21 protein-coding genes are annotated in these 17,878 nt (G+C 70.6%); 15 read left to right on the top strand and 6 right to left on the bottom strand.

Annotated elements, in window-relative coordinates; all coding sequences use genetic code 11:
- Genes WCD84_RS04550 through sctT form a run of 3 tightly spaced genes read left to right on the top strand, consistent with a single transcriptional unit; the run spans nucleotide 1 to nucleotide 2,098 of the window.
- Nucleotides 1-1,047, top strand: coding sequence for an EscR/YscR/HrcR family type III secretion system export apparatus protein (locus tag WCD84_RS04550; RefSeq protein ID WP_343280573.1), 1,047 nt, complete (start codon nucleotides 1-3; stop codon nucleotides 1,045-1,047).
- Nucleotide 1,048: 1 nt separating this feature from the next.
- Nucleotides 1,049-1,315 (top strand): type III secretion system export apparatus subunit SctS, encoded by a 267-nt coding sequence (gene sctS / locus WCD84_RS04545; RefSeq protein WP_343254474.1) that lies wholly within the window; start codon nucleotides 1,049-1,051, stop codon nucleotides 1,313-1,315.
- A gap of 3 nt (nucleotides 1,316-1,318) precedes the next feature.
- Nucleotides 1,319-2,098 carry a type III secretion system export apparatus subunit SctT gene (sctT, locus tag WCD84_RS04540; RefSeq protein WP_343254475.1) on the top strand — a complete coding sequence of 260 codons (780 nt, stop codon included), beginning with the start codon at nucleotides 1,319-1,321 and terminating at the stop codon, nucleotides 2,096-2,098.
- Nucleotides 2,099-2,101: 3 nt separating this feature from the next.
- Here sctT and sctU read toward each other — a convergent pair whose 3' ends face one another.
- Entirely contained in the window at nucleotides 2,102-3,160 is a 1,059-nt protein-coding gene (gene sctU / locus WCD84_RS04535; protein WP_343254476.1) for a type III secretion system export apparatus subunit SctU, read from the bottom strand.
- A 224-nt stretch (nucleotides 3,161-3,384) separates the two neighbouring features.
- On the opposite strand from sctU, the gene WCD84_RS04530 reads away from it, so the two are divergent.
- The 4 genes from WCD84_RS04530 to plsB all read left to right on the top strand — a co-directional run bounded on the left by WCD84_RS04530 (nucleotide 3,385) and on the right by plsB (nucleotide 8,014).
- Nucleotides 3,385-3,702, top strand: a complete 318-nt coding sequence (locus WCD84_RS04530) for a hypothetical protein (RefSeq protein ID WP_343254477.1) — start codon at nucleotides 3,385-3,387, stop codon at nucleotides 3,700-3,702.
- A gap of 45 nt (nucleotides 3,703-3,747) precedes the next feature.
- Nucleotides 3,748-4,425 (top strand): hypothetical protein, encoded by a 678-nt coding sequence (locus WCD84_RS04525; RefSeq protein WP_343254478.1) that lies wholly within the window; start codon nucleotides 3,748-3,750, stop codon nucleotides 4,423-4,425.
- Between the two features lie 69 nt (nucleotides 4,426-4,494).
- The gene (locus WCD84_RS04520) at nucleotides 4,495-5,436 is read left to right on the top strand and encodes a hypothetical protein (RefSeq protein WP_343280572.1); all 942 of its coding nucleotides are present in this window, start codon (nucleotides 4,495-4,497) and stop codon (nucleotides 5,434-5,436) included.
- A complete protein-coding gene (gene plsB, locus WCD84_RS04515; RefSeq protein ID WP_343280571.1) occupies nucleotides 5,402-8,014 on the top strand; it encodes a glycerol-3-phosphate 1-O-acyltransferase PlsB in 2,613 nt (870 codons plus the stop codon). The genes WCD84_RS04520 and plsB overlap by 35 nt, the downstream gene beginning before the upstream one ends.
- Nucleotides 8,015-8,096: 82 nt before the next feature.
- On the opposite strand, the gene WCD84_RS04510 is transcribed toward plsB, so the two are convergent.
- Complete coding sequence (locus WCD84_RS04510) at nucleotides 8,097-8,312, bottom strand: YdcH family protein (RefSeq protein ID WP_343280570.1); 216 nt, start codon at nucleotides 8,310-8,312, stop codon at nucleotides 8,097-8,099.
- Nucleotides 8,313-8,574: 262 nt separating this feature from the next.
- On the opposite strand from WCD84_RS04510, the gene WCD84_RS04505 reads away from it, so the two are divergent.
- The 3 genes from WCD84_RS04505 (at nucleotide 8,575) to WCD84_RS04495 (ending at nucleotide 10,903) form a co-directional block, all read left to right on the top strand.
- The gene (locus tag WCD84_RS04505; RefSeq protein ID WP_343254482.1) at nucleotides 8,575-9,480 is read left to right on the top strand and encodes a recombination-associated protein RdgC; all 906 of its coding nucleotides are present in this window, start codon (nucleotides 8,575-8,577) and stop codon (nucleotides 9,478-9,480) included.
- Nucleotides 9,481-9,542: 62 nt separating this feature from the next.
- A complete protein-coding gene (locus tag WCD84_RS04500; RefSeq protein ID WP_343280569.1) occupies nucleotides 9,543-10,346 on the top strand; it encodes a YgjP family zinc-dependent metalloprotease in 804 nt (267 codons plus the stop codon).
- 50 nt (nucleotides 10,347-10,396) lie between these two features.
- On the top strand, nucleotides 10,397-10,903 hold the full coding sequence (locus WCD84_RS04495; RefSeq protein ID WP_343280568.1) for a hypothetical protein: 507 nt from the start codon (nucleotides 10,397-10,399) through the stop codon (nucleotides 10,901-10,903).
- Between the two features lie 7 nt (nucleotides 10,904-10,910).
- Here WCD84_RS04495 and WCD84_RS04490 read toward each other — a convergent pair whose 3' ends face one another.
- Together WCD84_RS04490 and hemH are read right to left on the bottom strand one after the other, a co-directional pair.
- Entirely contained in the window at nucleotides 10,911-11,753 is an 843-nt protein-coding gene (locus WCD84_RS04490) for an alpha/beta fold hydrolase (RefSeq protein ID WP_343254547.1), read from the bottom strand.
- On the bottom strand, nucleotides 11,753-12,718 hold the full coding sequence (hemH, locus tag WCD84_RS04485) for a ferrochelatase (RefSeq protein ID WP_343280567.1): 966 nt from the start codon (nucleotides 12,716-12,718) through the stop codon (nucleotides 11,753-11,755). Before hemH ends, WCD84_RS04490 begins: the two co-directional genes overlap by 1 nt.
- A 196-nt stretch (nucleotides 12,719-12,914) precedes the next feature.
- Between hemH and WCD84_RS04480 the strand changes: the two genes are divergently transcribed.
- From WCD84_RS04480 to WCD84_RS04460, 5 genes are all read left to right on the top strand, one after another.
- Nucleotides 12,915-13,838, top strand: coding sequence for a lipid-binding SYLF domain-containing protein (locus WCD84_RS04480; RefSeq protein WP_343280566.1), 924 nt, complete (start codon nucleotides 12,915-12,917; stop codon nucleotides 13,836-13,838).
- A gap of 78 nt (nucleotides 13,839-13,916) precedes the next feature.
- Nucleotides 13,917-14,141 carry a Sec-independent protein translocase subunit TatA gene (gene tatA / locus WCD84_RS04475; RefSeq protein WP_343254487.1) on the top strand — a complete coding sequence of 75 codons (225 nt, stop codon included), beginning with the start codon at nucleotides 13,917-13,919 and terminating at the stop codon, nucleotides 14,139-14,141.
- A 24-nt stretch (nucleotides 14,142-14,165) separates the two neighbouring features.
- On the top strand, nucleotides 14,166-14,666 hold the full coding sequence (gene tatB, locus WCD84_RS04470; protein ID WP_343280565.1) for a Sec-independent protein translocase protein TatB: 501 nt from the start codon (nucleotides 14,166-14,168) through the stop codon (nucleotides 14,664-14,666).
- Nucleotides 14,653-15,411, top strand: a complete 759-nt coding sequence (tatC, locus tag WCD84_RS04465) for a twin-arginine translocase subunit TatC (protein WP_343280564.1) — start codon at nucleotides 14,653-14,655, stop codon at nucleotides 15,409-15,411. Before tatB ends, tatC begins: the two co-directional genes overlap by 14 nt.
- Nucleotides 15,411-16,133 carry an RDD family protein gene (locus WCD84_RS04460; protein ID WP_343280563.1) on the top strand — a complete coding sequence of 241 codons (723 nt, stop codon included), beginning with the start codon at nucleotides 15,411-15,413 and terminating at the stop codon, nucleotides 16,131-16,133. Before tatC ends, WCD84_RS04460 begins: the two co-directional genes overlap by 1 nt.
- Before the next feature lie 6 nt (nucleotides 16,134-16,139).
- Here WCD84_RS04460 and WCD84_RS04455 read toward each other — a convergent pair whose 3' ends face one another.
- The gene (locus WCD84_RS04455; RefSeq protein WP_343280562.1) at nucleotides 16,140-17,048 is read right to left on the bottom strand and encodes a hypothetical protein; all 909 of its coding nucleotides are present in this window, start codon (nucleotides 17,046-17,048) and stop codon (nucleotides 16,140-16,142) included.
- A 65-nt stretch (nucleotides 17,049-17,113) separates the two neighbouring features.
- The gene (locus tag WCD84_RS04450; RefSeq protein WP_343280561.1) at nucleotides 17,114-17,842 is read right to left on the bottom strand and encodes a glutamine amidotransferase; all 729 of its coding nucleotides are present in this window, start codon (nucleotides 17,840-17,842) and stop codon (nucleotides 17,114-17,116) included.
- Nucleotides 17,843-17,878: the final 36 nt, after the last annotated feature.

The following is a 17,878-nucleotide window of genomic DNA, read 5'->3' as shown; positions in this document are numbered from 1 at the left end:
ATGGATTTCACCACCTTCTCGCCGGCGGTCGTCCTTGTCACCGTCGTCTTCATCGCGCTGGCGCCGTTCGTGGCGGTGATGGTGACCTCGTTCACCAAGATCGTGGTGGTGCTGAGCCTGCTGCGCAACGCGCTGGGCCTGCAGCAGGTACCGCCCAACGTGGTGATCAACGGCCTGGCGATCGTGCTGTCGGCCTATGTGATGTCGCCGGTGATCTTCGATACCCAAGCCGCGGTCACCGCCTACCTGGCCGGCCAGCCGCCGCCGCCGCAGATCCAGGCCCAGATCGAGGAGCGCGCGGTGGCGCGCGCCGAGCGCATTGCCGCACGGCAGCCGAAGGCGCCGATTGTCCCGGCCACGGCAGGCGGCGATGGCGCGGCCAACCCGGACGCGGATCCGCCGCCGGCAAGCCCTGCGGCGGCCGACGCACTCAGGGCGGAAGCCGAGGCCAGGGCCGCGGGCGGCACCGCTGGGGCGGACGCCGGCCAGGGTCCCGCGCGCGCCGCACAGTTCGCGAACGTCGACAATGGCATCGATCCGCCACAGGAACCCGATGGCGCCGGACCAGCCGTCGACGACGAGGGCCCGGTGGTGATCACCGCCACCGGCGCACCGCGCCCGCCGTCGTCCGGCGGCGACGTGCCGATGGACGCCGCCCGCATGCTCGGCATCCTGGAGGCCGGCAAGGAGCCGCTGCGCAGCTTCCTGATCCACCACTCCAACGACGCCGAACGCGCCTTCTTCCTGCGCAGCGCGCAGCGCCTGCTGCCGGCCGACCGCCGCGACGACATCGACGTTGACGACTTCATGGTCGTGATCCCCGCGTTCACCGTGAGCGAGCTGACCACCGCCTTCCAGATCGGCTTCCTGATCTTCCTGCCGTTCCTGATCATCGACCTGGTGGTGGCCAACATCCTGCTGGCGCTGGGCATGATGATGTTGTCGCCGACCACCATCTCGCTACCGTTCAAGCTGCTGCTGTTCGTGCTCGTGGACGGCTGGGCGAAGCTGGTCCACGGCCTGGTGCTGACCTACGGGGGCGGATGAGGTGAACGAGGTCCTGGAACTCACCAAGGAGGCGCTGTTCCTGGTCATGCTGCTGTCAGGCCCTCCCATCGCCGCCGCCGCCCTGGTCGGACTGGTGATCGCGTTCCTGCAGGCGGCCACCCAGCTGCAGGAGCAGACCTTCGCCTACGCCTGCAAGTTCCTGGCGATCGTGCTGATGCTGTTCTTGACCGCGGCGCTGATCGGCGGCTCGCTGTTCAACTACACCGAACGCATCTTCCGCGACTTCCCGGGCCTGGTGCAGAAGTAAGCCGTGTTCGACTTCCTCGGCAATCCGCTGCTGGCGCTCGCGCTGGTCCTGCCGCGGGTCATCGGCGCGTTCCTGATGCTGCCGCTGATGACCAAGGAGACGGTGCCGGCGATGGTGCGCAACAGCTTCATGGTCAGCCTCGGCATCATCGTGTTGCCGATGGCGCTGGCCGGGCTGCCGATGGAAAGCCTGGGCGTGATCGAGTGGCCGCTGATCGTGCTCAAGGAGGTGTTCATCGGGGTCACGATCGGCTTCTGCTTCGGCATCGTGTTCTGGGCCGTGGCCGCGGTCGGCAGCGTGGTCGACACCCAGGTGGGCATGTCGATGGCGCAGGTCTTCGATCCCATCCAGGGCCACCAGGTCACCCTGCACGGCGAATTCCTGTCGCAGCTGGCGACCTGGCTGTTCATGGCCAGCGGCGCGTTCCTGGTGTTCCTGGACCTGCTGATGGGCAGCTACGTGCTCTGGCCGGTGACCTCGCACTTCCCCGACCTGCCCGCCGCCGGCATGAACCTGTTCGTGGGCCAGTTCAACTTCATGATGACCACCGTGCTGGTGATGGCCGCGCCGATCATGGTCATCCTGCTCATCATCGACCTGTCGTTCGGCCTGGTGAACCGGTACGCACCGCAGCTCAACGTGTTCGCGCTGACGCTGCCGATCAAGGCCTGGCTTGCGACCGCGCTGATCCTGCTGCTGCTGGGGGTGTACGTGGAGATCGTGCTGCAGAGACTGGGCAGCAACCGCCACCTGCTGCGCGTGCTGGAGCAGGCGCTGGGCTGAGCCTCATTCGCCGCGGCGGATGCCCTCCGCCCAGAACAGCACTTCGGCCACCGCGTCGAAGAACTCGGTGGCGATGTAGTCGTCGACCTCGACCTTCTCGTTGAGGCCGCGCGCCAGCGGCACGTTCTGCAGGATCGGCACCCCGGCCTCCTCGGCCGCGCGCTTGATCTCTTCGGCCTGGTGGCCCTCGCCCTTGGCCACGACCACCGGCAGGTCGGTGTCCCCGGCTTCGAACCGCAGCGCGACTGCGATGTGGGTTGGATTGGTCACGACGACGTTCGACCCCCGGACGGCATTGAGCATGTTCTGCTGCGACCACTCCTGGTGCAACTGCTTGCGGCGCTGCTTCACGTAGGGGTCGCCCTCGTTCTCCTTGACCTCCTGCTTGATGTCGCGGCGGCTCATGCGCAGCTGCTTGAGGTAGGAGTATTTCTGGTACCAGGCGTCGAGCACCGAAACGAAGAAGAACACGCCGATGGTCCAGATGCCGATCCGGAGCAGGCCGTGCCAGATCGCGGTGCCCATCGCCTCCGGCGGCGCGTACGGCAGCATCAGCAGGCTGTGGCGCATGCCGTAAAGCACCACGCCGCCGATGAACAGCAGCGCGATGCTCTTGAAGAAGGCCTTCACCAGTTCGACCAGGTTGTCCATCGAGAACATCTTCTTGATGCCCTCGACCGGGTTCAGCTTCGACATGTCCGGGGTGAGCTTCTTCATGCTCACCACCGGCCCGGCCTGCAGGAATTCGACCACCAGCCCCAGGAACAGGGCCAGCAGCAGCAGCGGCACGCTCAGCGCCACCAGCACCCAGAACGCCTGGATGCCGAGCGCCGGCGCGGCCTCCGCGAACGGCGTGCCGATCGCGGCCAGGCTGGCATCGAACAGCGCGCGCAGCCGGTCCCACATGAAGCCGAGCAGCATCCAGCCACCAAGCAGCCAGCCCAGCACGAGCACCGTGCTGGTCAACTCCTTGCTCTTGCTGACGTTCGCGTCCTTGCGCGCGTCGCGGAGTTTTTTCTGGGTCGGCGGCTCGGTTCTGTCGGCGCCCTCGTCTTTCGCCATCGTGTCCTCCGGAGTGCACCGGAAAGCTAGCATGCCCTCCGTTGCACGAGCGCCCGCGCAGGCAGGCGAACAACGGGTGCCAGCCCGCGCCCGCACGGCTTCGAGATGGAAAGAGAGCTGAACGGAATTCGGGAACTAGGGTTCCCCCGAGGTGGCAAGCGGTCCCCGTGGCGATAGAGTCCTCCCATCGCCACCAATCCCCTTCGCAGGTCCTGCAGCGCCCCATGAGCACCATCGGTCCCGACTCCCATCTCAACCTCGCTTCCAGCCTGCACCGGATTGACGGGCAGCTGGACGACCTGCGTCGCCAGCAGGGTGGGGATGCGCATGAGGTCCAGGGCAGCAGTCCCGTCGCGGAAGCCGAAGCCGCACCGGCTGCACTGGCCGATGCCGGTGAGCGCGTGCTCACCGCTCCGGCGTGGGAGGCCGCCAGCGGCCGCATGCTGGCCGGCGACCTTGGCCTGGAAGCACGGCTGGGCGGCATGCCGCTGGCCCAGGCGGCGGAAAGCGCCGTGGACTCGGTGCTCGACGCCTTCAACTGAGCCCGACAGGCACCCGCCTGCCGCAGCCGCGATAATGCCGCGGCCATGAACGAATCCCTGCCCACCCCGGACGCCCTGCGCACGGCCGCCGACCGCCTGGTTTCGGCGCTGGCCGCGCACTCCGATCCCGAATACCGCCTCGCCGTGCTCAAGCGCCTGGTGCGCCGCCTCGGCGAGGAGCAATACCCGCTGTTCCTGCGCCTGGTCGGGGTGGTCGCCGAGAGCGACGACGAGCGCGCGCAGAGGCTGCTGGCGGAAACCTTCGGCGTGGCGCTGCGGCGGATGGACCTGCCCGGCGGCGCGCTCAGCTCCTGGGGCGCCACCGGCCTGCCGGATCCCGGGGCGCCGGTGGCTGCCAGCGCGCTGTCGGGGCATTTTTTCGGCGCCACCCCGCGGCGCATGCTCGGGCCCGTGGAGTACCTGGTGGTCTGGCACCTGCAGCGCACCCAGCGCACCGCGCTCTCGGTCGATGGCTTCCGCAGCAGCCTTGCGCGGATGATCACCATGTTCAACCGCAGCGAGGAGGCGCGCACGCTGTATCCGCAGAAGCTCGCCGCCGACGCCCAGAACGAACTCGAGGGCGCATACACGCGCGCCACGCGCGACCGGCTGTCGGCGATCGCGGCCGCCTGGGCGGCCGGGGAGACCCCGGAGCGGGTCGCGGAAGCCGCCGCCGATGCCCCGGCGGCGGCCGCGCATGGCTGGATCGTCCGCGACCTGTGACCGCGTAGCTTGCCGCCGGCGCCGGGCGGTGGCCAAGATGCGCCGTCCGGGGGAGGGGAAACTCCAGCCATGTCGATGCCATCGATCCTGAAGTCGCTGCTGGTCGCCACGGTCGTGGCCGGCCTGCTTGCGGCCTGTCGCCCGGTGCCGGCGGAGGCACAGGCCCCCGCCGGCAGCGACCTCAGTCGGCCCGCGCTCTCGGTCGAAGTGCTGGCCGGCCACATGCGCACGGGCGATTTCGCAGCCTTCTCCCGCGACGCGGTGCCGCCTGCGCTGCATGCCCGGCTGCAGACCGCCTGGCTTGCCGGCGACACGCGCTGGCCGCTGGACGAACTGCCGTTCTCCGAGCACCTGCCTGCCGTGCTGGCCGCGCTGGCCGCGCCCGATGCCGAGGACAGGCTTGAAGCCGACTTCAGGCGCCAGTTCGCGGGCTCCGACCGCGAGCTGCGAGCCGCGGCCGCCACCATGGGCATGTTCGGGGCACAGTACGTCGAGTACCAGGGCGACTTCAGCGATGCCGAGCGCGCGCACTACGTGCAGCTGGTGGCCGCGATGGCGCAGTGGGCGGCTGGCGCGCCGCTGGCCGACCGCACGCTGGCCCGGGCAGCGATTCCGCGGCTGGTCGCCGCGGCACGCGCCGCGGGCCCGACCACCGCCGAAGGCATCGCAGCGGCCGGAATGGATGCATCGCTCGAGCGCCTGGGCGCCTTCGCCAACGAGGCCAAGCGCATCTTCGCGGGACACGGCCTGGATCTCGACGCCAGCCTCGACAGCGTCCAGGCTTCGCTGCAGGTCCAACAGGGCGACCAGGCCACCGTGCGCCTGCGCTACACCCTCGCCGGCCACCCCATCGACACCCTGGTCCCCGTTGAACGCATCGACGGCCGCTGGTACCTCAGCGATTACCTGCGCCACGCTCGCGAAGCCGTCCGCTCCGCCGACCCGCCTGCGGGGCCGCAGCCCGCGCTTGGGCATAATGTCGACGATGCCAAGCCAGCCTTCCCTGTTTGAGCCCGGCCCGGCGCCTGCCACCCCGGCGCGCGCGGCCCGCCGTCCACGACCGTTGTGGGCGCGCCTGCTCGGGCGCCTGCTGGCACCCTGGATCGGGCTGAGCATCGAGCCGCAGGGCCCGGGCGACAGCCTCGATGGCCGCCAGGTCTGCTATGTGCTCGAGGACTACGGCATGTCCAACGCCCTGATCCTCGACCGTGCCTGCCGCGAGGCCGGGCTGCCATCGCCCCTGGTGCCGCTGCCCGGCGACCTGCTGGGCCGCAAGCGCGCCTACGTCGCGCTGTCGCGGCGCAACGCCGGCAGCGCCCTGGACCTGGCCACCCGGATCGCCACCCAGCGCAAGCCCGAGAAGAAGAAAAGCCACTCCGACTCGCTGGCCCGCCTGCTCGAGGCCCACCACGAGGATCCGGCGCTGGACGTGCAGCTGGTGCCGGTGTCGATCTTCGTCGGCCGCGCGCCGGACAAGAACAGCGGCTGGTTCTCGGTACTGTTCTCGGAGAACTGGGCGATCGTCGGCCGCTTCCGGCGCCTGCTTGCGATCCTGCTCAACGGCCGCGACACCATGGTGCGCTTCGCGCCGCCGGTGGCCGTGCGCGACATCATCGCCGAAGGCCTCGAGCCGGAGCGCGAGGTGCGCAAGCTGTCGCGCCTGCTGCGCACCCACTTCAACCGCATCCGCGCCGCGGTCATCGGCCCCGACCTCTCGACCCGGCGCCTGCTGGTGGACAAGGTGCTGTCCTCGGGCCCGGTGCGCGAGGCCATCGCCGACCAGGCCCGGCGCGAGGGCGGCGATGCCGCCAAGGGCCAGGCCGAGGCCTGGAAGAAGGCCCACGGCTACGCCTACGAGATCGCCGCCGACTATTCGCATCCGGTGGTGCGCTCGGCCAGCTTCCTGCTGACCACGGTCTGGAACCGGATCTTCCGCGGCGTGCTGGTCCACCACCTCGACCAGCTCAAGGCGGTGGCTCCCGGCAACGAGATCGTCTACGTGCCCTGCCATCGCAGCCACATGGACTACCTGCTGCTGAGCTACCTGCTGTACACGCGCGGCATCGTGCCGCCGCACATCGCCGCCGGCATCAACCTCAACCTGCCGGTGATCGGCACCATCCTGCGCAAGGGCGGCGCGTTCTTCATCCGCCGCAGCTTCCGCGGCAACGCGCTGTATTCGGCGGTGTTCACCGAGTACGTGGCGCAGCTGGTGGCCGGCGGCTACTCGATCGAGTACTTCATCGAAGGCGGGCGCTCGCGCACCGGCCGCCTGCTGCAGCCCAAGGGCGGCATGGTGGCGATGACCGTGCGCGCCTTCGTGCGCCAGCCGACGCGCCCGGTGCTGTTCCAGCCGGTGTACATCGGCTACGAGAAGCTGATGGAGGGCAACAGCTACTTCGACGAACTCTCCGGCAAGCCCAAGGAGGGCGAGTCGATCTGGGCGCTGCTGTGGGGCATCCCGAAGGTGCTGCGGCAGAACTACGGCCAGGTGGTGGTGAACTTCGGCGAGCCGATCGCGCTGGCCGACGTGCTGGCCGAACACGCGGCCGACTGGGACGGCAAACCGCTGTCCGACGAGGACAAGCCGCAGTGGCTGGCGACCACCGTCGACGCCACCGCGCAGCGCATCCAGGAGCGCGTCAACGGCGCCGCCGACGTCAACCCGATCAACCTGCTGGCGCTGGCGCTGCTGTCCACGCCCAAGCACGCCATGGGCGAGGGCGACCTGACCGCGCAGATCGTGCTGTCGAAGAAGCTGCTGGCCGAAGTGCCCTACAGCGCGCTGGTGACGGTGACCCCGCATTCGCCGGAGCAGATCATCGCCCACGGCGAGGAGATCGGCGTGCTGCACCGCGTGGTCCACCCGCTGGGCGACGTGCTGCGCGTCGACGGCGAGACCGCGGTGCTGCTTTCGTACTTCCGCAACAACGTGGTGCACCTGTTCACCGCCTCGGCCTGGATCGCGTGCTGCTTCCTGCACAACCGGCGCATGGCGCGCGAAACCCTGCTGCGCATCGGCCGCGGGATGTATCCCTTCCTGCAGGGCGAGCTGTTCCTGCCCTGGGACGAAGAAGGCTTTTCCGCGCGCATCGACGCCACCATCGACCTGTTCGTCCGCGAAGGCCTGCTGGAGCGGGTCAGCGAGGACGACGGCGGCATCCTCGCCCGCCAGGCGGGACAGTCCGACGAAGTATTCCGCCTGCGCGCGATCGGGCATCCGCTGCAGCAGGCCTTCGAGCGCTACTACATCGCGATTTCAGTGCTGGCAAAGAACGGCTCCGGCGCGCTCGGTGCCGGCGAACTCGAGAGCCTGTGCCAGCTCGCCGCGCAGCGGCTGAGCCTGCTGTACGCGCCCGCGGCACCCGAGTTCTTCGACAAGGCGCTGTTCCGCGGCTTCATCCAGAAGCTGCGTGAAATGGGGCTGGTCAGGCTGGACCAGAACAGCAAGCTCGCCTTCGACGAACGCCTGGCCTCGTTCGCGCGCGACGCCAAGTTGATCCTGGGCCGCGAGCTGCGGCACACGATCGAGAAGATCAGCCCCGAAGCGGCCCGGGAAGGAGAGGCGCCGGGCGCGCAAGGGGGCTGATGTACCGGTAGCAACGCGGTCCGCCGCCGAAGACCGGGACGCGTCCGCAGCAGGCAAGCCTGCCGGCTTCCTGTCCGGTCATTCAGGCCGGCTCGTCGGGGATCAGCGCCGACTCCAGGCGCTCGATGCAATCCCTGAGCTGCAGCTTCTGCTTCTTCAAGCGCTTGACCAGCAGCTCGTCCGCGCCCGGGTCGAGCTGCAGGCGCGAGATCGCGACATCCAGGTCGCGATGCTCCGTCTTCAACACCAGCAGGCGCTGGGCGAGTCGGCTCTGCTCGGGCGTGTCCGGGGAATCCATGCCCCGCCGAGGTTACACGCTGTCCGCGAACGGCGCCGGTAGAATGCATGCTCCAATGAGCACCGTCCCGTCCATCGCCGAACCCGCGCCCCGCGCCCGCAACAGGCTGGCCGACGAACCAGGCGTCGCGCCGCACGCCGGCAACGCGTCCTGATGCTCCGTCAACGCTCGTCCCGACCCGCATCCGCGGGCCGCCGCCGCGTCGCCTGAGACAGCGCGCGCACATCCTGACCCCCCACATCGACCACGGCAGCCATTCTCCATGTTCTTCCGCAACCTGACCCTGTTCCGCTTTCCCAAATCGCTCGACCTGGATGGCCTTGAAGAGGCGCTTGCCACCCATCCGCTCAAGCCCGTCGGCCCGCTGGAGCTGTCGTCCAGCGGCTTCGTCGCCGCGCTCGGCCGCGAGTCGGAGGCCTACAGCCATCGCCTCAACGACGCCGCCTGGGTCGCGGTCGGCGGCGAGGACCGGCTGCTGCCAGGCGCCGTGGTCAACGACATGCTCGCGCGCAAGCTCGACGAAGCCGAGGAGCGCGAAGGCCGCCGCCCCGGTGGCCGCGCGCGCAAGCGCATGAAGGACGAGCTGATCCACGAACTGCTGCCGCGCGCCTTCGTCCGGCCCTCGCGCACCGACGCCATGCTCGACCTCAAGCACGGCCTGTGCATCGTCGATACCTCGTCGCGCAAGAACGCCGAGGCGGTGGTCTCCGCGCTGCGCCAGGCGCTGGGCAGCTTCCCGGCGCTGCCGGCGAACGCCGAAGTCGCGCCGCGCAGCGTGCTGACGGGATGGATCGCGGGCGAGCCGCTGCCCGAGGGCCTGTCGCTGGGCGAGGAGTGCGAGCTCAAGGACGGCAACGACACCGGCGCGATCGTGAAGTGCCAGCGCCAGGACCTGGGCAGCGACGAGATCAGCCACCACCTCGAGGCCGGCAAGCAGGTCACGAAGCTGGCGCTGGTGCTCGACGACCACGTCTCGTTCGTGCTGGGCGAGGACCTGGTGCTGCGCAAGCTCAAGTTCCTCGACGGCGCGGTGGACCAGCTCGAAGGCGGCGACCGCGATGACATGCGCGCCGAACTCGATGCGCGCTTCATGTTGATGTCGGCCGAAGTGCGGCGTCTGTTCGAAATCCTCGAGCCGGCGCTGAAGCTGTCGCGCGTCGACGCCTGAACGCGATGTACGTGCGCCGCATGCACGCACACCGCATGCGCGCGCGCCGGTAGAATCCACACATGTCGTCCCTGCTCCGCCTGCTGCTCACGAAGTCCCCGGCACCGGGCACCCGCAACATCCAGCGCGACACCATCGCGCTGGCGATGGACGACGGCAGCGAGGTCGCGGTGCTGCGCGTGCGCGACCCGCGCGCGCGCCGCCTGCGGCTGTCGGTCGACGAACGCGGTGCGCGCCTGACCCTGCCTCCGCGCGCCAGCGTGGTCTCGGGCGAACGCTTCCTCGAACTGCACCGCGACTGGCTGCAGGCCCAGCTGCGCGCGCACGCCATCGACGACATCGTCGCGCCGCTGGAGCGCGGCACCACGCCGGCGCTGCCGCTGCGGGGCGCGATGGTTTCGCTCCGCTGGGAGCCGGGTCGCTATGCCTGCATCGTCCGCGATGGCGACGGCCTGGTGTTCCGCCACACCGGCCGCGGCGGCGACGACGCGCTCCGCCGCGCCCTGCGCGATTTCTACGAAGGCGAGGCCCGCGCCGACATCGGCGCGTGGCTGCCGCGCTACCTGCCGGGGCTGCCGCGCGCGCCGGCACGCGTGCGCCTGAGGGCGATGTCCTCGCAGTGGGGTTCACTGGCGCCCGACGGCACGCTCGCGCTCGACCTTTCGCTGGTGCTGGGCCGGCCGGCGGCGTTCGAATACGTGCTGGTGCATGAGCTCTGCCACCTGGTGCACGCCGATCATTCGCCGGCGTTCTGGGCCGAAGTCGAGGCCCGCTGCCCCGACTGGCGCACCGAGCGCGACTGGTTCCGCGAGCATGGCCGGCGACTCAAGGCGATGCTGAGGGTGCTGTCCGGTCCACCCGTCTGACATCGTTGTACGGATCAGGCCACCACGTTGGCGAGTCCGGAGCGAGTCCAATGCACCCCCCACTGCTTCCCGTGCTCCTGGCCGGCCTGGTACTCCTGGGAAGCGGCTGCCAGAACGCCGCGGACGCCGCGGCCGAAGCCGCGATCGAGCGCGCCACGGGCAAGCAGATGGACGTGGCTCGCGACGGCGACCGGCTGGACATCCGCGGCAGCGAAGGTGCGATGAGCATCGCCGCGGGCGATGGCGTCGCGCTGCCGACGGACTTCCCCGGCGACGTGTTCCTGCCGGCGAACTACGGCATCAACAGCGTGATGGACGTCGGTGGCGCGCGACTGGTGAGCCTAGAGGCGGAGGGTTCGGTCACATCGATGTTCAAGGCCGCGCGTAGCGACATGGAGCGCAAGGGCTGGTCGCAGACGCTGGCGATGCAGCAGGCCGACAGCGCCATGCTCGGCTTCAGCCACGGCGAGCGGGAAGCCACCTACACCTTCACCGGCCGCAATGGCCAACAGCTCATGGTCGGCATCCAGCTGCGCGACAGGGCCACGCGGCACTGAGCCGCGCTCAGCCGGCGAGGAAGCCGCCGATCGCGGCGGCGACCGCCTGCGGATCCTCCATGTGCAGATGGTGGCCACCGGGCAGCACCTGCAGCTCGCCGGCGGGCAGCAGCGCGGCGCGCGCGCGGCGCACGGGATCAGGCAGGTAGGGCTGGGCGGGATCGGCGAACAGCACCCGGGTCGGACAGGCGATGCCGGCCACCAGGTCCTCGACCTGGGCCTCGGTCATGCGCACCATCGTCGGCAGGGTCAGGCGCGGATCGCTGCTCCAGCTCCAGCCGCCGTCCACCGCCAGCGTGCCGCGCTCGACCAGCAGCCGCGCGGCGGCGTCAGCCAGGCCGTTGGCCTTCATCCGTGCGCGCACCGCGACATCGAGGTCCGGGAACACGCGCAGGCGCTTGGCATCGAGCGCGCGCGTGGACGCCACCGCTTCGCGCAGCCGCTCGACGGTGCGGCCGGGCTCTTCGGACAGCGCGCCCAGGGCTTCGATGGCCACCAGCCGCTCGATGCGGTCGGGGCAGGCCGCGGCCACCAGGCTGGCGATGCCCGCGCCCATCGAATGCCCGAGCAGCGCGAAGCGATCCCAGCCCAGCGCATCGGCGATGTCGAGCACGGTATGCACGGCACCGGCGAAGGAGTAGTCCATGCCGCGGGGCAGGTGGTCGCTCGCGCCGTGTCCGGGCAGGTCCGGCGCCACCAGGTCGACCGCGCCGAGCAGCGGCGCCAGCGGCACGAAGCTTGCGGCGTTGTCGAGCCAGCCATGCAGGGCCAGCACGCGCGGTGCGCCGGCGTCGCCCATGCGCAGGCCGCGCACGATGCCCATCGGCAGCGCGAGCGCGAAGTCGCGCATCAACGCCATGCGTCGAAACCGCGGGTGGCGATCGCCGCGAGCGCAGCGGCGTGCGCGGGCGCATCGTTGAGGCAGGGGATATAGGAGAGCTCCGCGCCGCCGGCCTCGCGGAAGAACTCCGCGTTCTGCAGCGCGATCTCCTCCAGCGTTTCCAGGCAGTCGGCGGCGAAGCCCGGACAGGCGACGTCGACGCGGCGGACGCCCTCGGCGGGCAGGCCGCGGACGGTGGCGTCGGTGGCCGGCGACAGCCACTTGCCGCCGCCGAAGCGCGACTGGAACGTGGCCTGCCAGGCATCGTCGGACAGGTCGAGCGCGGCGGCGATCGCGCGCGCGCCGGCGAGGCACTGCTGCTGGTAGGGATCGCCCTGGTCGACCAGGCGCTGCGGAATGCCGTGGAAGGAAAACAGCAGCCGGTCGCCGCGGCCGTTGGCCGCCCAGTGCGCGCGGATCGAGTCGGCGACCGCGGCCACCCACGCGGGATCGACATGGTAGTCCTCGACCATGCGCGCGGCCGGCATCTCGCGCGCGACAACGTCGGCCATCGAGGCGGTGGTGGTGGTCGAGTACTGCGGGTACAGGGGCAATACCAGCACGCGCGCGCCCTGGCCGCGCAGTTCGCGCAGCCGGCGGGTGAACGCGGGCTCGCCGTAGCGCATCACGTGTTCGACATGCACGCCGGGCAGCAGCGCCTGCACCGCCTGCGCCAGCCGGCGGGTGTGCACTTCCAGCGGCGAGCCGCCATCCATCCACACCTCGGCGTATTTGTGCGCGACCTTGCGCGAGCGCAGCGGCAACACCACCAGCCGCAGCAGCGGTTGCCAGAACAGGCGCGGCAGCTGCACCACGCGGGGGTCGGACAGGAACTCGAGGAGGTAGCGCGACACGGCGTCCGCGGTCGGCGCGGAGGGCGTGCCAAGGTTGGCCAGCAACAGGACGTCGCGGGCTGGAGGCGTGGCTTCGATCATGATCGGCTGCTGGCGTCTTGCGTGCGGGCGCGGCCCGCCAGTGTACGGTCAGGCCATGCGGTCCGGAGCGGCGGCACCCGGGCTCACCGCCGATTCATGGCCGCGCGACTAGCCTGACGGCCCACGCGGCGCGGTCGACATCGCACGCCCCGGGTCGCATCCTCCCAATACCGCCGTATCCGCCACGGAGTCGTCCATGACCGCCAAGCGCCACCTGCTCCGCCTGCCTGTCCTCGCCGCCGCGCTGTGCCTTGCGCTGGTTGCCGCGCCTGCATCCGCCGGCCCCGAAGAGGATGCGCGCGCGCTCAACGCGGTGCGCGTACTCACCGACATCCAGGCCATCCCGGAGTCGGCGATTCCGGAAAAGCTGTTCGACGAAGGCCACGCGATCGTGGTCGTGCCCGACACCCTCAAGGTGGGCCTGGTGATCGGCGGCCGCCGCGGCCACGGCCTGATGTCGGTGAAGAATCCCGACGGCACCTGGTCCAACCCGAGCTTCGTCAAGCTCACCGGCGGCAGCATCGGCTTCCAGGCCGGCGTGCAATCGGCCGACGTGGTGCTGGTCTTCCGCAGCCAGCGCGGCCTGGAGTCGATCGTCAACGGCAAGTTCACCCTCGGCGCCGACGCCGGGGTTGCCGCCGGCCCGGTGGGCCGCAACGCCTCGACCGCCACCGACGGCGAGCTCAAGGCCGAGATCTGGTCGTGGTCGCGTGCGCGCGGCCTGTTTGCCGGCGTGGCACTTGATGGCGCCGTGCTCTCGATCGACGACGAGGCCAACGAGGCCACCTATGGCCGCGACACCACGCCACGGATGATCTTCGAGGGCCGCGCCACCGGCCAGCCTTCGGCCGCGGTGGTCGACTTCCGCGACAGCCTGGAGGAGGCCACGGCATTGGCGCGTGCCAATCGCGGCACCGATGGAGCCTCGGGCGCCACCGCCGGAACCGACACCGCGGCGGCCACAGCGCCCGCACCGGTCGTCGAGACCGCGCCCATCCGCTCCGACAGCGTGCCGCCGCAGGGCCCCAGCGCGTTCCAGCCGGTCGACGACGCCCCGGTGACCTCCGAGCCGCTTCCGGCCGACGGCCTGCCGGCGCCGCTTCCCGATCCCATCGACTGACGCGCCGGATGCAGCGCCCGCGGTCCATGCCGCGGGCGACTTGGTATCCTGAGCGCCCGAACACACGCAGGTAGCGGCATGGGCAGTTTCAGCATCTGGCATTGGATCATCGTCCTGGTGGTCGTGCTGCTGATCTTCGGTACCAAGCGCCTCCGCGGCGCCGGCCGCGACCTGGGCGAAGCCGTCAAGGGCTTCAAGAAGGGCATCGCCGACGAAGACGACAAACCGGCCGGCCAGCTCGGCGACCAGACCCGCGACGGTGAGCGCAAGACCGAGCGCGACGACGACACCGTGCAGCGCTGATCCCGGCGCGGCGGGCCGCACGGCATGTTCGACCTCGGCTTCACCGAACTGGCGCTGGTGGCGCTGGTGGCGCTGGTGGTGCTCGGCCCCGAGCGCCTGCCGAAGGCCGCGCGCTTCGCCGGCCTGTGGGTGCGGCGCGCGCGCGCGCAGTGGTATTCGGTGAAGTCCGAGCTCGAGCGCGAACTGGCCGCCGACGAACTGAAGCAGAACCTCGACGCCGCGCGCACCGCGGCCACCGACCTCGAGCGCGAAGTGCGCACGGCGGTCACTGACGTCGACCGCGACGTGCGCCAGACCGGCGAAGACGCGCAGCGCGGACTCGTGGCGCTTCGCGACGAGCTTGCCGGCGGCGTGGAGCCCGGCGCCCGCGCCGACGCGGCTGCGGACACCGGCGCGGACAGGGCCACGGAGGCCGAGGCCGCGGGCGACGTCCACGCCGATTCCGGCACCGGCACCGCGGCTGCGGACCCTGCAGGCAGCGACCCGCCCCCACTGGCCAATGGAGACACCGATGGCCGGCACTGAGGGCGAAGGCCACATCTTCGACCACCTGCTCGAGCTGCGCAGCCGGATCATGCGCGGGCTGGCCGGCCTGGGCGTGGTGCTGCTGGTGCTGCTGCCGTTCGCCAACAGGCTGTATGCCTGGCTGTCGGCGCCGCTGGTGGCCAAGCTGCCCGAAGGCGCGCACCTGATCGCGGTCGAGGTCGCGTCGCCGTTCTTCGCTCCGCTGAAACTCGCGTTCTTCGCCGCCGTGGTGCTGAGCATGCCGTGGCTGCTCTACCAGGCCTGGTCGTTCGTGGCGCCGGGGCTGTACAAGCGCGAGAAGCACCTCGCGCTGCCGCTCCTGGCAAGCTCGCTGCTGCTGTTCTACGCCGGCTGCGCGTTCGCCTTCTACGTCGTGCTGCCCTCGGTGTTCGGCTTCCTCACCATGGTCACGCCCGAGGGCGTGGAAATGATGACCGACATCAACGCCTACCTCGACTTCGTGCTGGTGATCTTCCTCGCCTTCGGCATCAGTTTCGAGCTGCCTGTGGCGCTGGTGATCCTGGTGCTGATGGGCTGGGTGACGCCGGCGCAGCTGAAGGAATCGCGCGGCTACGCGATCGTCGGCATCTTCATCCTGGCCGCGGTCATCACCCCGCCGGACGTGATCTCGCAGCTGCTGCTGGCGATCCCGATGTGCCTGCTGTACGAGGCGGGGATCATCGCCGCGCGCATGGTCGCGCCGCGGCCCGACGCCGCCGGCGACAGCGGCACCGGCACCGGCTGATGCGCCCCGCCGGCTTCTGGCGGCGCTGCGCGGCATGGACGTTGGATGCGGCGCTGGTGGCGCTGCCGGTGCTGCTGCTGTGCCGGGATGCCATGCACAGGGCGGCGGCAACGTTCACGCAATCCTGGGGCGCGCTGGTCGATGCCGTGGCGCAGCGCATGGCGGCGATGATCCTGTCCCCCGCCACGTCCGCTTCGACAGCCCCCGACCCGGGCGCCATGACCAGCCTGGCCCGCGACTCGCTGCGCGATCCAGCCCTGCTCGCGGCCGCGGCCGACCTCCAGTCGGCGCTGATCGGGCTGCTGGGCGTGCCGATGGCGGTCTTCGTAACCCTGTTCCTGGCATGGTGCGTCGGCTTCGAACGCTCACCGCTGCAGGCCACGCCCGGCAAGCGCGCGCTCGGCCTGCGCGTGGTCGACCTGGCCGGCGACCGCATTGGAACAGGTGTGGCGCTCGCAAGGTTCCTGGCCGGCACCCTGTCGTGGCTGAGCCTCAACATCGGCCACCTGCTGGCCGGCCTTGCGCCCGATCACGCGGCGCTGCACGACCGGCTCAGCCGGACCCGCGTGGTGCTTGCACCCGGCGCACCGGAGCGGATGCCGCCATGGGCCACGGCCTGGCTGGTCCTTCAGGCGGTCGCGTGGCTGGCAGCCCTGGCCTGGGCCGCGCAGGCGATGGCCGTGCCGATGCAGGCGGCGCTGGACCGGGCGCTGTGGGGCTGAGCCGGGTCAGGCCACCACTTCGTGCTGGCTGCCACCCTCGGCCGGACCGTCGCAGACATCGCGCCACATGTAGTACATGACCCCGAACATCACCACGTACAGCGCAACCATCGCCGCAAGATAGGCCGGCGCGGCAAGCACCATGCCCAGGGCCGGATGCACCATGCTGCCCACGCCCATCAGCACCGCCACGACCAGGCCCAGCAGCAGCAGCGCCACCATCCCGGCCACCGTCACCACGATGCTCAGCACCAGCAGCGGCAGCAGGTTGCGCAGGGCGCCGAGCAGGCCGTCGCCCAGGGCCTCGCCAATGCCCCGGCCGCCAAGGGCGACCTGCCCCAGGGCGATCGCGTAGGCACCGTTGAAAAACATGCCGACGATGAACAGCAGGCCGAGGAAGGTGCCGAGGCCGCTTGGCAGCGGTGGCAGCACCGGCGTGGTGCCCGGCTCCGCGCCCTCGAGCGCTTCGAACACCGAACCGATCTGGGCGAAGAAGTCGCCGCCAAAGGCGAACGCCACGGCGCCGAACAGCACCATGCCAACCGCGATCAGCCCCAGCAGCACGCCAATCACGCGGCCGGCGCCCTGGCCACCGCCGAAGACATCGAAGATCGCCGCCGCGCGGGTTGGCGCACCGGATTCGCTGGCGTGCAACAGCCGCAGGTAGCCTGCGAACAGCGGACCCATCACCAGCAGCGAAAACAGCACCGAGAAGCCCATCAGCGCGATCATCACCCCGGCGCTGGTGACGCCCAGGACGCTCTGCACCACGATCTGGATGAGGCTGGGCACCAGTGCAACCAGCATCATCAGCGCCGCGCCGCCAAGGACCGCGCGCGGGTTGCCGCCGCCCAGGTTCACGGCGTTCATCAGCCAGCGCCAGCCGGAAGCCGGGCCCATCGTGCGTGTACTCATCCAGTGTCCCCGGGTAGCAGTGTGTCCGTGGCGACGCCACGCCCGCTTATCGTAACCCGGCGACCTCAGGCGTGGCGGCGCGCGCGGCGCACGAAGCGGCGCAATACCCGACGTGCGTCCGGCGCGGCGCGCACACCGGCGCGCATGGCGGCCGGGTCCAGGCCTTCGGCGGCCAGGCTGTCGCGGCGCGCGTCGATATAGCCGCGCATGTGGCCGGCGCTGAATTCCGGGTGGAACTGCACGCCCCAGGCCGCGTCGCCCCAGCGGAAGGCATGGTTGTCGTCGAGGTCGGAAGACGCCAGCGCGACGGCGCCGGCCGGGAGTTCCAGCACGCTCTGCAGATGGGTGGCCTGGGCCAGGAAGCGCTCCGGCAGGCCGGCGAACAGCGGATCACCCTTGGCCTCCGGACCCGGGTCGATGGCGACGGTGCCCATCTCGCGGCCGCGGGGGTTGTCGGCGACGGTGCCGCCCAGCGCGTGCGCCAGCAGCTGGTGGCCATAGCAGATGCCGAACAGCTGCGCGCCGTCGTGGGCCGCGTCACGAAGCCAGTCGGCCGTGCGCTCGCTCCAGGGTTCGCGGTCGCTGACCATGGCGCCGGAGCCGCTGACCAGCACGCCGGCATAGCCGCGATGCGACGGCGCTGCGTCACCGGACTGCACATCGACCACCTCGACCTCGCCGCGCGACAGCCCGGCGGCGGTGCGGATCCAGTGCGCGAAGCTGCCGTGGCGGCGCATCGATGCCACGGGACGGCCGGTCTCGAGGACCAGGAAAGGAGGTGTGTTCCGGGGCATGCAGTGCAACCTTGGACGTGCGGCCGCGGGGCGCGC

This window comes from Luteimonas changyuni (assembly GCF_039548395.1).
GTDB lineage: Bacteria > Pseudomonadota > Gammaproteobacteria > Xanthomonadales > Xanthomonadaceae > Luteimonas.
The sequence above is the reverse complement of the archived record's forward strand: the minus strand, read 5'-3'. Positions and strand labels throughout refer to the sequence as shown.